The organism is Streptomyces sp. NPDC006463 (assembly GCF_042870715.1).
Lineage (GTDB): Bacteria > Actinomycetota > Actinomycetes > Streptomycetales > Streptomycetaceae > Streptomyces.
The window spans coordinates 16448-31054 of the sequence record NZ_JBIAHP010000004.1; the positions used below are offsets into that span (position 1 = coordinate 16448).

12 protein-coding genes are annotated in these 14607 nt (G+C 73.4%); 6 read left to right on the forward strand and 6 right to left on the reverse strand.

The annotated features are described in order from the left end of the window. The first annotated feature begins 12 nt into the window (after positions 1–12). The 3 genes from ACFYOB_RS09310 to ACFYOB_RS09320 all read left to right on the forward strand — a co-directional run bounded on the left by ACFYOB_RS09310 (position 13) and on the right by ACFYOB_RS09320 (position 1480). Positions 13–543 (forward strand): CinA family protein, encoded by a 531-nt coding sequence (locus tag ACFYOB_RS09310; protein WP_388556844.1) that lies wholly within the window; start codon positions 13–15, stop codon positions 541–543. 109 nt (positions 544–652) lie between these two features. Further along, positions 653–1030 carry a helix-turn-helix transcriptional regulator gene (locus ACFYOB_RS09315; RefSeq protein ID WP_328927975.1) on the forward strand — a complete coding sequence of 126 codons (378 nt, stop codon included), beginning with the start codon at positions 653–655 and terminating at the stop codon, positions 1028–1030. 171 nt (positions 1031–1201) lie between these two features. Further along, positions 1202–1480: a hypothetical protein gene (locus tag ACFYOB_RS09320; protein WP_388556847.1), complete on the forward strand. Its 279-nt coding sequence runs from the start codon at positions 1202–1204 to the stop codon at positions 1478–1480. Here ACFYOB_RS09320 and ACFYOB_RS09325 read toward each other — a convergent pair. From ACFYOB_RS09325 to ACFYOB_RS09340, 4 genes are all read right to left on the reverse strand, one after another. Next, positions 1428–2195: an SDR family NAD(P)-dependent oxidoreductase gene (locus ACFYOB_RS09325; protein WP_388556850.1), complete on the reverse strand. Its 768-nt coding sequence runs from the start codon at positions 2193–2195 to the stop codon at positions 1428–1430. The genes ACFYOB_RS09320 and ACFYOB_RS09325 overlap by 53 nt on opposite strands. Before the next feature lie 36 nt (positions 2196–2231). Next, positions 2232–3026: an Fpg/Nei family DNA glycosylase gene (locus ACFYOB_RS09330; protein WP_388556854.1), complete on the reverse strand. Its 795-nt coding sequence runs from the start codon at positions 3024–3026 to the stop codon at positions 2232–2234. Positions 3027–3139: 113 nt separating this feature from the next. Beyond that, positions 3140–3850 carry a hypothetical protein gene (locus ACFYOB_RS09335; protein WP_388556857.1) on the reverse strand — a complete coding sequence of 237 codons (711 nt, stop codon included), beginning with the start codon at positions 3848–3850 and terminating at the stop codon, positions 3140–3142. 156 nt (positions 3851–4006) lie between these two features. After that, the gene (locus ACFYOB_RS09340) at positions 4007–8596 is read right to left on the reverse strand and encodes an ATP-dependent helicase (RefSeq protein ID WP_388556860.1); all 4590 of its coding nucleotides are present in this window, start codon (positions 8594–8596) and stop codon (positions 4007–4009) included. Positions 8597–8703: 107 nt separating this feature from the next. On the opposite strand from ACFYOB_RS09340, the gene ACFYOB_RS09345 reads away from it, so the two are divergent. Further along, on the forward strand, positions 8704–9546 hold the full coding sequence (locus ACFYOB_RS09345) for an AraC family transcriptional regulator (RefSeq protein ID WP_388556863.1): 843 nt from the start codon (positions 8704–8706) through the stop codon (positions 9544–9546). Here the strand turns inward: ACFYOB_RS09345 and ACFYOB_RS09350 are convergent. After that, a complete protein-coding gene (locus ACFYOB_RS09350; RefSeq protein ID WP_388556866.1) occupies positions 9482–12496 on the reverse strand; it encodes a hypothetical protein in 3015 nt (1004 codons plus the stop codon). The two genes, ACFYOB_RS09345 and ACFYOB_RS09350, sit on opposite strands and share 65 nt — an antisense overlap. A 92-nt stretch (positions 12497–12588) precedes the next feature. Between ACFYOB_RS09350 and ACFYOB_RS09355 the strand changes: the two genes are divergently transcribed. Together ACFYOB_RS09355 and ACFYOB_RS09360 are read left to right on the forward strand one after the other, a co-directional pair. Beyond that, on the forward strand, positions 12589–13305 hold the full coding sequence (locus ACFYOB_RS09355) for an AzlC family ABC transporter permease (RefSeq protein ID WP_388556869.1): 717 nt from the start codon (positions 12589–12591) through the stop codon (positions 13303–13305). Next, positions 13302–13610: an AzlD domain-containing protein gene (locus ACFYOB_RS09360; protein WP_388556871.1), complete on the forward strand. Its 309-nt coding sequence runs from the start codon at positions 13302–13304 to the stop codon at positions 13608–13610. The genes ACFYOB_RS09355 and ACFYOB_RS09360 overlap by 4 nt, the downstream gene beginning before the upstream one ends. Here ACFYOB_RS09360 and ACFYOB_RS09365 read toward each other — a convergent pair. Beyond that, positions 13579–14553, reverse strand: coding sequence for a hypothetical protein (locus ACFYOB_RS09365; RefSeq protein ID WP_388556874.1), 975 nt, complete (start codon positions 14551–14553; stop codon positions 13579–13581). The genes ACFYOB_RS09360 and ACFYOB_RS09365 overlap by 32 nt on opposite strands. Positions 14554–14607 lie beyond the last annotated feature (54 nt).

The window sequence follows — 14607 nt, forward strand, 5'->3', positions numbered from 1 at the left end:
GGGAATTTTCCGGTGGCTGAGGGGGGAGCCGGTACGGCTGCCGTGGCCACGGACGTGCTGCGGTTGCTCACGGAGCGTGGCCAGACCCTCGCCGTCGCCGAATCGCTGACGGGCGGCATGGTGGCCGCGGAGCTCACCGCCGTCCCCGGGGCCTCGCGGTCCTTCCGCGGCTCGGTCACGGCGTACGCCACGGAGCTCAAGCACCGGGTCCTCGGGGTGGACGCCGGGCTGCTGGCCGCCGAAGGTGCGGTGAACGCCCAGGTCGCGGCCGAGATGGCCGCCGGGGTGCGGCGCGTGATGGGTGCTTCGTGGGGAATTGCGACGACCGGAGTGGCCGGCCCGGACCCGCAGGACGGGCAGCCGGTGGGCACGGTCTTCGTCGCCGTGGAGGGCCCGGGGGGCAGGAAAACGGCCCAGCTGAGGTTGAACGGCTCCCGTGCGGAAATTCGTAGGGAGAGTGCACGGACAGTGCTCGAACTGCTCTCAAGCCAACTTCGTGAGAATGCGCGGGGGCAGGATACGGAACAGAACGGGGGGATTTGATGTTTGCAGCCCTGAGTGAACACGACATCGCTCCCCGCACGGCCGCGGCGCGAGGCGGTACGGTGGGGCGTGAAGGATGCGGCTACACGGTCAGAGGAGGGAGCCACCGATGATTCTGCTCCGTCGCCTGCTGGGTGACGTGCTGCGTCGGCAGCGCCAGCGCCAGGGCCGTACTCTGCGCGAAGTCTCCTCGTCGGCCCGAGTTTCGCTCGGCTATCTCTCCGAGGTGGAGCGGGGGCAGAAGGAGGCATCCTCCGAGCTGCTCTCCGCGATCTGCGACGCGTTGGACGTACGGATGTCCGAGCTGATGCGCGAAGTCAGCGATGAACTGTCGCTGGCCGAGCTGGCACAGTCGGCCGCGGCAAGCGAACCGGTCAGTGTGCCGGTCCGCCCGATGCTCAATTCGGTTTCCATGACTTCGGTCGCGGGACCGGAGCGGGTGACCATCAAGGCGCCTGCGGAAGCGGTGAATGTCGTAGCCGCGTGAGCGAGTACGTGAGCGTGTGAGTGTGGCCGGAGCCCCGGCCGGTGCGTGAAGCACCGGCCGGGGCTCCCGGCCGTTCTGGGTGCGGCCGCAGGAGGGGTGCGGGAGGATGGGGCCGTCCGGGTCCCGGCCCTTCCCCAGACTCCGTCCGGGGGTACCCCCAGGGAGGTAGCCGTGCGGCGGTTACTGCGCACGCCTGTGGCTTCGGCCCTGGCGCTGGCCGTGGGCGTGCTGTGGTGGTGGGCCGTGTTGCGGCTGGTCCTGGCGCCTGCGGACGCCGGGCCCGTGGAGGGCGCAGTGGCCGTGGGCGGTTGGGGGCTGGGGCTGCTGCCGGTGCACTGTGTCCCGTGCCCGGCGCGCAAGGCCACCAGGGCCACCAGGGCCACTGGGGCTACTGGGGCTACCAGGGCATCGACACTCCGCCGTTCGGGCGAAGGATCTGGCCCGTCATGAAGGACGAGGCGTCCGAGGCCAGGTAGAGCACGGCCCGGGCGACGTCCTCGGGTTCGCCGACGCGGCGCAGCGGGGACATGCGGACCATCATCGCCTCGGTCCGGTCCTGGACTTCGGGACCGTGGCGGCCGGTCATCGGGGTACGGATCCACCCGGGGGCGACGGCGTTGACTCGGATGCCGTGCGGGCCGGCCTCGGTGGCGAGCGTCTTGGTCAGCTGGACGACGGCTGCCTTGGCCACGCTGTAGCAGAGCAGGCCGGGCTGGGCGGCGTCCACGGCTCCGGAGGCCATCGTGACGATCGAGCCGGGGCGCCCCGACGCGATCATGGATCGCGCGGCTTCCTGACATGTGCGCAGGACTCCCTTGAAGTTGACGTCCAGGATCCGGTCGAGGTCTTCGTCGGAGGTCTCCAGGACGCTGCTGGTGTGCATGACCCCGGCGATGGCGGCGGCGATGTCGAGCGGCCCGGCGGCGGTGACGGCGGCCCGCAGGGCCGCCCGGTCGGTGACGTCGAGCGGGTGGACGGTGGCGGCGCCGTGGCCGGCCTTGCCGACGAGGGCTGCGGTCTCGGCGAGGCCCTGTTCGTCGCGGTCCGCGCAGTGCACGTGCGCGCCCGCCCCGGCGAGGAGGACGGCGGTGGCGCGGCCGATGCCGCTGGCGGCGCCGGTTATCAGGGCGGTGCGGCCGGTGAGGTCGTACGAGGCTGTGGGCATGCCGGGACCGTACGAGCGGACCTGACGGTCCGTCAACTAGCCTGCCGGGCCGGATTGGCAGCGGGGGCACCAGTACGTGGGGCGGCCGTCCTGGGGGGCCTCGCGGATCGGGGTGCCGCAGCGCAGGCAGGGCCGGTGGGCGCGGCCGTAGACGAAGAGGTCCTGGCCGGGGCGGCGGCTGCCGGTGGTGTTGCGGGGGCCCGGCCGCTCACCGGTGTTCGCGGAAAGCAGGCGGCGGGCCGCGGCGGCGAGGCGGGGGAGGGCGGTCTCGGGCAGGGCGCCGACCGGGGTCCAGGGGGTGACCTGGGCCAGGAAGCAGAGCTCGGCCTTGTAGATGTTGCCGATCCCGGCGAGGTTGCGCTGGTCGAGCAGGGCCTCGCCGAGGGGCCGTTCGGGGGCGGCGAGGAGGTTGGCGGCGGCCCGGTCTGCGTCCCAGTCGGGGCCGAGGAGGTCGGGCCCGAGGTGGCCCACGGCCCGGTCCTCGTCGGCGGTGCGGATCAGCTCCAGGACGGGGAGGCGGTAGCCGACCGCGGTGTGGCCGGCGGTGCCGAGGATCGCCCGGATCTCGTGGGCGGGGCCGCCGTGCCACTTCGCGCCTGCGGGAAAGACGTGCCAGGCGCCGTCCATGCGCAGGTGGCTGTGGAGGGTGAGCCCGCCTTCGAAGCGGGCCAGGAGGTGTTTGCCGCGAGGGGTGACGTCGAGGGTGGTGCGGCCGGTGAGGTCGGCGGTGGCGAAGCGGGGGACGCGCAGGTCGCAGCGCGTGAGTTCCCGGCCGGCCAGGGCCGCGTGCAGCCGCGCCGCGGCGCGCCAGACGCTGTCTCCCTCGGGCATGGGCCCATTGTCCCCCGGAGGCGCGGAGCGGCGCGAACCCCTGCGGCGGGGTGGCCGCCACAGGGGTTCTGCGATTCAGGGACGGTGCGGGCCTGATGGGCCCTGCGCTCCCGCTACTTCCAGAAGAGGCTCTTGCCGTTGTTCAGGTTGTTGTACGGGTCGCCCCAGTACTCGGCGCCGGCCACCTTCGTCTGCGCCGACGGCGCCAGGGCGACCACGCAGTTGGTCTGCGTCTGGCCGTTCGTGAAGCCCTTCGGCAGAGCGTCGTCCTTGCACTTCTCGAACTTGCCGATGATCGAGACGCCCTGCGCCTCGGTGCCGTCCGGCAGCGTGCCCTTGATGTGGCCCACGGAGGAGAACGACAGGTCGGTGGTGCCGACGTTCTTGACCGTGTAGCGGATGTAGTAAGGGACCATCCCCTTCACCTTGTCACCGAGCTTGAGCGGGTCCAGGTCGGCGGGCTGCCCCTGCTCGACCCCGGTGACGGTGAGGGCGATCGTGCCGCCCTTGTTGTTGCCGTAGCTGAACGGGACCGTCGCGGTCTCGCCGATCTTGAAGGTCTGGCCGGGCTTCGCCACCGCGCCGCCGGCGCCACCGGGGGCGCCGGCGGAGCCGTCGTAGCCGCCGGCCGAGGGGCTGCCCGAGGTGCTCGGCTGCGCGTAATCTCCCCCCTGCGAGGGCTGGGCCGACGGAGAGACCGGAGCGCTCGACTGTGCGGGGGCCAGCTCTTCGTTGCCGCTCTTGCAGCCGGTGAGGGCCAGGGTTCCGGCGACCGCCAGGCCGACCGCGCCCAGGGTGGTTTTGCGCATGCTGATGGTGCTCACTTTTCTTCTCCCCCATGACTACGCATCGTCCAGTGCGATGCCTGTGATCATCTTGATAAAGCATGGATAAGGATCTTTGCCAGCTGAGCCGGGGGCGGCAGCCGTTTCGTGACATGCCCAAGACATAAGTGGCTCAGTCGAGACCGTACGGAGCCATCAGGAGCGCAGGCGCAGACCTCTCGGGGTGGCGTGGAAGCCGGCCGCCTCCAGGGCGCCGCCCAGGGGCGAGCTCAGGGCCGCGGCGGTGTTGATCCGTTCCACCGTGAGGGCCGGGAGGGTGCCCGTGCGGGAGGCTGTGACGAGGGCCTCGACGGCGGCGATGAGGCGCGGGTCGCCGGGGTCGGGCCAGGCCAGGAGGGTCTTGCCGCCGCGCTCCAGATACAGGATGAGCTCGCCGTCGACCAGGACCACCAGGGAGCCCGCCTTGCGGCCGGGTTTGTGGGTGGCTCCGCCCGGCGGCTCCGGCCAGGGCAGCGCCGCGCCGTACGCGTTCGCCGGATCGGCGGCGGCCAGCACCACCGCCGCCAGCGGGGGCGGTGTCCGCTCGGCGGCCCGCAGGCGGTCCACCGCGCCGTCCATCGCGAACTGGGCCGCGCCGAGCCCCTCGACCACATAGCCCCGGCGGGCCTGGCCGCTGTCCTCGAAGGCCGACAGGACGCGGTAGACCGCGCTGAAGCCGCCTTCCACCCCTTCCGCCGAGACCGCGCCCCTGGTCACCACCCCGTGCCGGTCCAGCAAGGTGCGGGCCAGGGCGTGGGCCCGGTGGGTCGGGTCGGGGGCCTGCGAGGGCAGGAGCGACCAGCGGCCCGAGACCGTGGGCGGGCCGGTACGGGACACGGTCGCGCTGAGCGTGCCGTACCGCCCGCGCGGGACCGTCCGCCGGGCCCGGTGGGCCGTCGAGCCGGCCGTGCGGCCCGAGCCCAGCAGGGCCCGCAGGGGGCTCAGGGTGTCGTTGGTGAGCCGGCCCGACCAGGCGAGGTCCCACACCGCCTCGGAGAGCGCGACATCGGACACCTCGGGGAACGCCCCGCGGACCGCCTCGGCGATCTGGCGGAAGAACAGGCCGTACCCGCCCGACAGGCGGTCGAGGACGGCCTGGTGGAGGGGGGTCAGCTCCAGGGGGTGCGGCGGCGGCAGGAGCAGCGGGGCCGTGTCCGCCAGGTAGAGGGAGATCCAGCCGTCCTTGCCCGGGAGCGCGCCGGCGCCCGCCCAGACCACCTCGCCCGCGGTGGTCAGCTCGTCCAGCAGGCCGGGGGAGTAGCCGCTCACCCGGGACGGGAGGATCAGGCGTTCCAGCGCGGAGGCCGGGACCGGGGCGCCCTGCAGCTGCTCGACCGCCCGGGCCAGGCCGTCGATGCCGCGCAGGGCTCCGCCCAGGTGCTGCCACTGCGGGAGGAAGGTGGCCAGCGAGGTCGGCGGGACCGGTTCCAGTTCCTGGCGCAGCGCGGCCAGCGAACGGCGCCGGAGCCTGCGCAGCACCGTCGCGTCGCACCACTCCTGGCCGATGCCCGCCGGGTGGAACTCGCCCTGGACCACCCGCCCGGCCGCGGCGAGCCGGTGCAGGGCGCCCTCGGTGACCGCAGGGCCGAGGCCGAATCGGGTCGCGACGGCGGCCGTGGTGAACGGCCCGTGAGTGCGGGCGTACCGGGACAGGAGATCGCCCAGGGGGTCCTTGACCGGCTCGGTGAACGCCTCCGGGACGCCGACCGGCAGCGCCGTGCCCAGTGCGTCCCGCAGCCGGCCGGCGTCCTCGATCGCCGCCCAGTGGTCGGCGCCGCCGATCCGGACCTGGATGGCGCGGCGGGCCGACGCCAGCTCCCGCACCCAGGCCGGATCGGCCCCGCGCTCGGCCAGCTGGTCCTGCGTCAACGGGCCCAGCAGGCGCAGCAGATCGGCCACCGATTCGGGGTCCTTGGCCCGCCGGTCCTCGGTGAGCCACTGGAGCTCCCGCTCCAGCTCCTCCAGTACCTGCGCGTCGAGCAGTTCGCGCAGCTCCGCCTGACCGAGCAGCTCGGCCAGCAGGCGCGAGTCCAGCGACAGCGCGGCCGCCCTGCGCTCGGCCAGGGGCGAGTCGCCCTCGTAGAGGAACTGGGCGACGTACCCGAAGAGCAACGAGCGGGCGAAGGGGGAGGGTTCGGGGGTGGTGACCTCGACCAGGCGGACGCGGCGTGCCTCGATGTCCGCCATCAGCTCCGTCAGGCCGGGCACGTCGAAGACGTCCTGGAGGCACTCGCGTACGGCTTCCAGCACGATCGGGAAGGAGCCGAACTCCGAGGCCACCTGGAGCAGCTGGGAGGCGCGCTGACGCTGCTGCCACAGCGGGGTGCGCTTGCCCGGACTGCGCCGGGGCAGCAGCAGCGCGCGGGCCGCGCACTCGCGGAAGCGGGAGGCGAACAGCGCCGAGCCGCCGACCTGTTCGGTGACGACCTGGTTGATGTCACCGTGGTCGAAGGCGACATCGGCCGCGCCCAACGGGGCCTGCTCGTCGTCGAACTCGAAGCCGACGGGACGGGACGGGTCGTGGTCCAGGAGGTCCATGGACAGCAGGTCGGCGTCGGGGAGGCGGAGCACGAGCCCGTCGTCGGCGTGCATCACCTGCGCGTCCATGCCGTACTTCTCCGCGAGGCGGGCGCTCAGCGCCAGCGCCCACGGGGCGTGCACCTGCGCGCCGAAGGGCGAGTGGACGACCACCCGCCAGTCTCCGAGCTCGTCGCGGAAGCGCTCGACCACGATGGTCCGGTCGTCCGGCACGTGGCCGCAGGCCTCGCGCTGCTCGGCGAGGTACGCCAGGACGTTCTCGGCGGCCCACGCGTCCAGGCCGGCGGCCAGCAGCCGCAGCCGGGCGTCCTCGTCGGTGAGGCCGCCCAGCTCGCGCAGGAACGCGCCCACCGCGCGGCCCAGTTCGAGGGGGCGGCCCAGCTGGTCGCCCTTCCAGAACGGCAGCCGGCCCGGCACGCCGGGCGCCGGGGTGACCAGGACGCGGTCGCGGGTGATGTCCTCGATCCGCCAGGAGGTGGTGCCCAGGGTGAAGACGTCCCCGACGCGCGACTCGTAGACCATCTCCTCGTCGAGCTCGCCGACGCGGCCGCCGCCCTTCTTGGGGTCGGAGCCCGCGAGGAAGACGCCGAAGAGGCCGCGGTCGGGGATGGTGCCGCCGGAGGTGACCGCGAGACGCTGCGCCCCCGGCCGGCCGGTGACCGTCCCGGCGACGCGGTCCCACACGACCCGCGGTCTGAGCTCGGCGAACGCGTCCGAGGGGTAGCGGCCCGCCAGCATGTCCAGCACCGCGGTGAACGCCGACTCCGGCAGCGCGGCGAACGGCGCCGCCCGCCGCACCAGGGCCAGCAGGTCGTCCAGCTGCCAGGTGTCCATCGCGGCCATCGCGACCAGCTGCTGTGCCAGGACGTCCAGGGGGTTCGACGGGATCCGGAGGGACTCGATCGAGCCGGTGCGCATCCGCTCGGTGACCACCGCCGCCTGCACCAGGTCGCCCCGGTACTTGGGGAAGACCACACCGGTGGAGACCGCGCCCACCTGGTGCCCGGCGCGGCCCACCCGCTGGAGCCCGGAGGCCACCGACGGCGGGGACTCCACCTGCACCACCAGGTCCACGGCGCCCATGTCGATGCCCAGCTCCAGACTGGAGGTGGCGACGACGGCGGGCAGCCGGCCCGCCTTCAGGTCCTCCTCCACCAGGGCCCGCTGCTCCTTGGAGACCGAGCCGTGGTGGGCGCGGGCCAGCAGCGGCGGCGCGCCCCGGGCGGCGCCGGACTGGGCCATGATCTCCGCCGGCGAGGAGCCCTCGGGCAGCTTCTCGCCCACGGCCCGCTCGTACGCGATCTCGTTGAGCCGGTTGCAGAGCCGCTCGGCGAGGCGGCGGGAGTTGGCGAACACGATCGTGGAGCGGTGCGCCTGCACCAGGTCCGCGATCCGCTCCTCCACGTGCGGCCAGATGGAAGGCCTGTCGCCGCCCTCACGGCCCTCGGTCGCCGGAGAGCCGCCCAACTCCCCCATGTCCTGCACCGGGACGACCACCGACAGGTCGAACTCCTTGGCCGACGGCGGCTGGACGATCTCCACCCTGCCGCGCGGCGCGAGGTACCGGGCCACCTCGTCCACCGGCCGGACCGTCGCCGACAGCCCGATCCGGCGTGCCGGGCGCGGCAGCAGCTCGTCCAGCCGCTCCAGGGACAGGGCCAGGTGCGCGCCGCGCTTGGTCCCCGCCACGGCGTGCACCTCGTCCAGGATCACGGTCTCGATCCCGGTCAGGGCTTCCCGGGCGGCCGAGGTCAGCATCAGGAACAGCGACTCGGGCGTGGTGATGAGGATGTCCGGCGGGCGGGTGGCCAGCGCCCGCCGCTCGGCCGGCGGGGTGTCGCCGGAGCGGATCCCGACCCGGATCTCGGGCTCGGGCAGGCCGAGGCGGACGGACTCCTGGCGGATACCGGTCAGCGGGCTGCGGAGATTGCGCTCCACGTCCACGGCCAGGGCCTTCAGGGGCGACACGTACAGCACGCGGCAGCGCTTCCTCGGCTCGGCCGGCGGCGGGACCGAGGCCAGCTGGTCGAGGGCGGCGAGGAAGGCGGCCAGGGTCTTGCCCGAGCCGGTGGGCGCCACGACCAGCACGTCCGACCCCTCCCCGATGGCCCGCCAGGCGCCTTCCTGCGCGGAGGTGGGCGTGACGAAGGCCCCTGTGAACCAGGAGCGGGTCGCGGGGGAGAACGATGCGAGCGCGGAGCCGGACATGCCCCCATCGTGCACCCCGGCACTGACAACGGGCCGGACCTGCGGGAACACCCCTCCCGGCCGGAGGCCGCCACTATGCCGTGACCGGGGGAGCGCAGAATGGGGAGATGGGGACGGACGAGGGGCGCCGGGAGTGGGCCCGGCACTGGCAGTACCCGGAACTGCCCGGGCTGGACCTGCTGCGCGCCCACTACGTGCGCCACACCTTCCCGCGTCACGCCCACGACGGGTACGTCATCGCCGCCGTCACCGGCGGCATCGAGGAGATAGGGCTCCCCGGCGGCACCGTACGGGCGGGGCCGGGCAGCGTGGTCCTGATCAACCCGGAGGTGGCGCACACGGCGCGCGCCGGGGTGCCCGAGGGCTGGGCGTACGCGACCCTCTACCCCTCCCGCGCGCTGATCACCGAGGTCGCCGCCGAGATTGGCACCCTGCGCGGGACCCCCGGTTTCACCGCCGACATGGTCGCCGACCCGCAGGGCTCCCAGGCGATCAGCGAAGTCCACCGGGCCGCCGAGGCCGGGAACGCGCTGGCGGCCGACACACTGCTGCGGGGCGTGGTGGCTCGGATGCTCCGCAGCCACGCGGGCCCGTTGCCCGGCCGTACGGTACGGCGCGCGGGCACCGCCGACGCCGAGCGGGCCCGGGCCGTCCTGGAGGGACGCCTCGCGGACCCGCCGTCACTGGAGCAGCTCGCGGCCGAACTGGGCACCAGCCCCTTCGCGCTGCTGCGCGCCTTCCGCGACCGCTACGGCATGCCCCCGCACACCTGGCTGACCGACGCCCGCGTCCGCCGCGCCCGCCGCCTGCTGGACGCGGGCACCGCGCCGGCGGAGGCGGCCGTGCTGGTCGGCTTCACCGACCAGCCGCACCTGAACCGGCATTTCACTCGGATCGTGGGGGTGCCGCCGGGGGCCTATCGGCGCGGTCGAACAGGCGGCGCCGTTTGACAGGCGCGGGCCACACGGCCGCGGCGCCGAGGTGGTAGCCCAGTTCACGGTAGGCATCGAACTGGGTGTGGTCGAACCACTGGTCCATGGTGCTCTGGCGCGGGAACGCCTTCTCCTTGAGGGCGTAGCTCAGCAGCTCGTACGGCATGTCCGGGGTCAGGCTGGCCTTCGCGAAGATGATGGTGCCCGAGCTGGCGCCCGGCTTGCCCTCCTCGAACTCCACGTCCTCCGGGTACTTGATGACGCCCTTGACGAGGCAGCTCGCGGAGAACCGCGTGTTGAGGGCGGCCATCGGCTCCGTCGGCTCCACCTTCTCGGCGCTGCCCGGCACCAGCTTCAGCACCTCCTTCTGGTCGAAGGTGATCTGCACGCCGAGGTCCTCGTACGCGAGCGTGACCGCCTGAGCGAGGGTCGTGGCCAGCGGAGGCGAGTCCCCCGAGGAGTCGATCACGTACACCGTCCGGCAGCGCAGCCGCAGCAGCTCCACCAGTCCCAGGTTGTCGAAGTGCCCGCCGTCGGTGCACAGCAGCATGGGGCTGGAGTCCGAGTACCGGCCGACGAGTTCCTGGAGCTGGTAGCGCAGCCGGCGTACCCGGGGCAGCCGCGGCATGACCCAGTCCGGGCCCCGCCGGGCCACCTCCGCCAGGTACAGCGGGTTGGGCACCCACGTGCCCAGGCGCAGGTTGGACAGGGCGAGCAGCCGTTGTGCGGCCATCGACTGGGTGCCCATAGCCGAGGCGAACGCGGCACCGGAGACCGCGACGGCCGATTGCACGGTCAGGTCGCGACCGACCAGCGGGGGCGCCGTGTCCTCCATCGTGGTCGTCCGTACCCAGCCGGTGTCCGGACCGCCCACGTAGTCGTGGGAGAAGGTGAACGGCACCGCGGGCCGCCCCGGCGCGGTGCGGTTGCGCAGGGACAGGGCTGCCGAGGCGACGAAGATGGTCTGCGGGAACGTGCCCTTGTCGCCGTCCACGCGCCGGCCGTGCGTGGACAGCTTGGTCTGCTCGGCGTTGTAGTCGTACGGCAGGGCGCCGACCGAGCCGTCGCGCAGCACGGCCCGGCGCACCGCGAACGCGCCGGCCAGCCGCTGCCGGTAGAAGGGGTGCAGGCTGAAGGTGGTCTGGTCGATGGCGAGGGCCGAGAAGAGCAGCAGGGCCGCCAGGCCCCACCGCCACCACCCGCTCCAGTCGCCCGCGTAGACGGCGGACCAGGACAGCAGCGCCAGACCGAAGAACGCGACCAGGGTCAGGACCAGCCAGACCACGAGCGTCTGCGCCCAGCCGGCGCCGGTCCGGGTCACGATCGAGCTGGCTCCCGAGAACCGGCCCGCCTTGTCGCCGTCCGGTTTCACCTTCGTCACCCGGTCCTTGGTGGCGGTGAACAGACCGCCCAGCCCGGTCGCGGCGGCCGTCAGCGCACCGAAGATCGAGATGCCCTTGGGGCCCTCGGGGAAGATGTCCTCCCGGTTGGCCAGCCAGGCGAAGAACCACAGCACCGTCGGCAGGATCACGGCGAACACGGCGATGGCCGCCGCCAGGGCCAGGACGAACTTCACGGTGGTGCGCACCCAGGCCGGGCGCGACTTCCCCTCGCGCCCCCTGACCAGCGACGCCACCACGGACACCACGGCGGCGAGTGCCACGAGGGTGATGAGGGGCGTACTCAGTTCATCGTGCAACTGGTCGGACAGCGTGGGGAAGGCAGTGGCCGGGTCCGTCCGCAACCGGTCCAGATCCGTCAGGGGGACGCGATCGTAGAACGCGCTCAGATAGACGCCCACGACGACGAACGCCAGCGCCAGCAGACCCAGCGAAACGCACAGGCCGCGCACGACGATGCCCGCCGCGAGCAGTTTTTCCCTCGGGCTGTCCGCCAGGTACTTCGCGTGTCGCCGGATGTGGTCCTCTTCGGGACTGCCGGGCGCGAACACGTCGCGTACTGTCGCGAGAGGGGCGTCGGCGAGATACCCCGGCTGCTCGTCGGTGAGGGCGAGCTGGAACGCCCCGGACGTGTAGCCGCCGCCCGAAACGGAAACCAGGTAGCGGGCCTTGGCCAACACGCCCCCCTCGCGCAGGGCCTGCAGCGCGCCCAGGGTGATCGACGCGGAGCGGATGCCGCCGCCGGAGACGCAGATGCCCACCTCCGCCGGTTTCCGCCCGGGCAGTTGGAGCGCGCGGGTGCGCCAGCGTTCCTTGACGCTGTCCGACGGTGCCGCCGTCACGGCCGGATCCGGCCACTCGCTCACGGGGGTGGTGGCGTGCGGCGCGGCGGGCGGAGTGACGATGTCCGGGTCCTCCCAGGGCACACCGCGGTTCGCGAGCTCGTGGGCCTTCTGCACGGCCGGCGGTGTGGTCCCGGCGGTCTTCACCGCGGCCCTGGGGAACAGGAGGAGCCGGGCCGCCAGCGTGAGGGCGATCCACAGCGCCGCCACCGTCACCGGTCCGACGAGCGCCCACTTCAGCAGCGCGAACCAGGACGCCTTCTGCCAGTCGCCGTCCGCGCCCGTGCCGAGCCCGTCCATGGCCCGGTAGAGGAGGACGTTCTCGCAGATGTCCGCCGCGGCCGTAACCCCCGTGGCGGCGAGGCCCCGGAGCATGAACCGCCGCGACATCTTGCGGTACAGGAAGCAGCTGCCCAGACCGAACACCGCGAGCAGCACCAGCGTGTATCCCGGGACGAACAGGAACGAATCGAGCCACAGGGCCCTGCGGAACGGCTCGCGGTGTCCGCCGGGGAGCGGGCACCACAGACTCTGCCCGCAGATGATCCGGCAGGCCCGGTCCCACGTGCCCGCGAGCTGGAGCGGCACCTCGCCGGGGAGCGTTCCGTGCCGCTCGAAGTACAGGCCGATGAGAACGCCGCCGGCGATCAGGCCGATGCAGCACGGCCACACGGCCCACTTGGCATATGAAGGACGTACAACAACTCTTGTCGGAGCACTCTTCATGCGCTCACCGTAGCGAGCCGGATTCGGAGTGTGACGATGCGCGCGCAAGAACGTACAAGACCCGGACACCGCGCCCTGCGTAGCTTCGGGGCGTGGAAGAACATCAGACGGTGATCCAGGAGGCCCCCGAGGGGGTCGTCGCCGGGCGGCCGCGCGCCGCCGTCGTGCGGGACGCGCTCGGGGTGGGGGTGGCGGTCGGGCTGTCCGGGTTCGCGTTCGGGGTGACCGCCGCGGGAGCCGGGATCAGCGTGCTGCAGGCCTGCGTACTGAGCCTGCTCGTGTTCACCGGCGCCTCGCAGTTCGCGCTGGTCGGGGCACTGGCGGCCGGTGGCAACCCGTTCACCGCGGCCGCCGGGGCCTTCTTCCTCGGGACGCGCAACGCCTTCTACGGGCTGCGGCTGTCGCAACTGCTCGCGCTGCCGCGCGCCGTGCGGCCCTTCGCCGCCCACTGGGTGATCGACGAGACCACCGCCGTGGCGCTGGCGCAGCGGGACCGCAGGTCGGCCCGGCTCGGCTTCACCGTCACCGGGCTCAGCCTCTACGTCCTGTGGAACCTGACCACCCTGCTCGGGGCGCTCGGCGCCGAGGCCATCGGGGACACCGCCGCGTGGGGACTGGACGCCGCCGGACCCGCCGTCTTCCTGGCCCTCCTCGCGCCCATGCTGAAGACCTCCACCGAACGGGCCGCCGCCGGGCTCGCGCTCGTCCTCGGACTGGGATTCCTGCCCGTGCTGCCCGCCGGGGTGCCCGTGCTGATCGCCGCTCTGGCCGCGCCCGCCGTGCTGTGGATGAAGGGACGCCGCTCGTGAACGTCTGGATCGCCATCGGACTCACCGTCCTCGGCTGCTACGCCGTCAAGCTCGCCGGGCTGCTCGTCCCCGCCGGGGCCCTGGAGCGGCCGCTGGTGCGCCGGCTGTCCGCCCTGCTGCCCGTGGCCCTGCTCGCCGCGCTCACCGCCCAGCAGACCTTCAGCACCGGGCACGAGCTCGTCCTCGACGCCCGCGCCGCCGGCCTCGCGGCCGCCGCGCTCGCGCTGCTGCTGCGGGCGCCGTTCCTCCTCGTGGTCGCGGCCGCCGTCGTCGTCACCGCGGGGCTACGGGCCCTGGGCGGCTGACCCCGGCCGGCAGGCGCCCGTACGCGCGCAGCGTCAGCAGGGCCTCCAGCGTGGCGATCGGGCGCCGCTCCAGCGAACTGCCCGGCGCCCACGCCCTGCGGCGTACCGGCCAGCCGCCGTCCGGCTGCTGCTCCGCGGCCAGGAAGTCCAGGGAGCGGCGCAGTTCCTCGTCCGTGAACCAGCCGCGCGCCAGCGACTCCGGCCGCTTCGCGAAGTCGTGCGGGAAGAGCTGCTCGCCGGGCGCGTAACCGGGGGCCGCCGGGTACTCCGCCCGCCGCACCGGATCGAGCACGGCGAGCCGCCGCTCGCGCACCAGCCGCCCCAGCCGGTCCGCGGCCGCCACGGCCCGTGCCCGGTCGGGGGCGCCGTCGAGGAAGGCCACCGCGCTCTGGACCTCGTACGGATGCGAGTGGTGCAGGCTCTCGACCCGTTCCCAGCAGAAGTCCGTGGCCCGGAAGAGCCAGGCGTGCCAGATCCGGTTGCGGTGCAGCAGGCCGACGACCGGGCCGGTGGTCAGCAGCTCGCCCGGCGGGTCGTCGTACACCGGGTGGTAGGGGGCGGCGGGGTAGCCGTGCGGGGTTGCCGAAACCACCGGAAGGGCGCCCTCCGGGGTGGAGACCCGGGTCAGGTGGCGGCAGAGCCTCTCGATGCGCTGCCCGGCGCAGCGGCCCAGGCTGTCCAGGACGCGCAGCGCGTGCGCGGTGTGCAGCGGGTGGCTGAGCGGGCCGCGCAGATCCGGATCGAGGGCGTGTCCGTAGCCGCCGTCGTCGTTGAGGTAGGAGCCGAGGGCGGTGTCCACCGCGTCGGCGTCCCCGCCGAGGAAGTGGAACGCGAACCGCCGCTGCTCCAGCACGCGGGCCGTGAGCCAGATGAACCGCTCGGCGCGGGGCAGCGGGGCCGTGGCCGCCGCGGCGGCCGCTGGGGGAGCTTCGTCTCCAGGCATGCGAGAAACCGTAGGACGCCCTGGTGCGGCGACGGGGGACGAACGGGGCGGGTG

What these genes read in the sequence shown, in the direction of transcription:
- ACFYOB_RS09340 (WP_388556860.1), bottom strand. Translation starts at nt 8,596, where the DNA reads ATGTCCGGCTCCGCGCTCGCATCGTTCTCCCCCGCGACCCGCTCCTGG.
- ACFYOB_RS09365 (WP_388556874.1), bottom strand. Translation starts at nt 14,553, where the DNA reads ATGCCTGGAGACGAAGCTCCCCCAGCGGCCGCCGCGGCGGCCACGGCC.
- ACFYOB_RS09315 (WP_328927975.1), top strand. Translation starts at nt 653, where the DNA reads ATGATTCTGCTCCGTCGCCTGCTGGGTGACGTGCTGCGTCGGCAGCGC.
- ACFYOB_RS09345 (WP_388556863.1), top strand. Translation starts at nt 8,704, where the DNA reads ATGGGGACGGACGAGGGGCGCCGGGAGTGGGCCCGGCACTGGCAGTAC.
- ACFYOB_RS09325 (WP_388556850.1), bottom strand. Translation starts at nt 2,195, where the DNA reads ATGCCCACAGCCTCGTACGACCTCACCGGCCGCACCGCCCTGATAACC.
- ACFYOB_RS09350 (WP_388556866.1), bottom strand. Translation starts at nt 12,496, where the DNA reads ATGAAGAGTGCTCCGACAAGAGTTGTTGTACGTCCTTCATATGCCAAG.
- ACFYOB_RS09330 (WP_388556854.1), bottom strand. Translation starts at nt 3,026, where the DNA reads ATGCCCGAGGGAGACAGCGTCTGGCGCGCCGCGGCGCGGCTGCACGCG.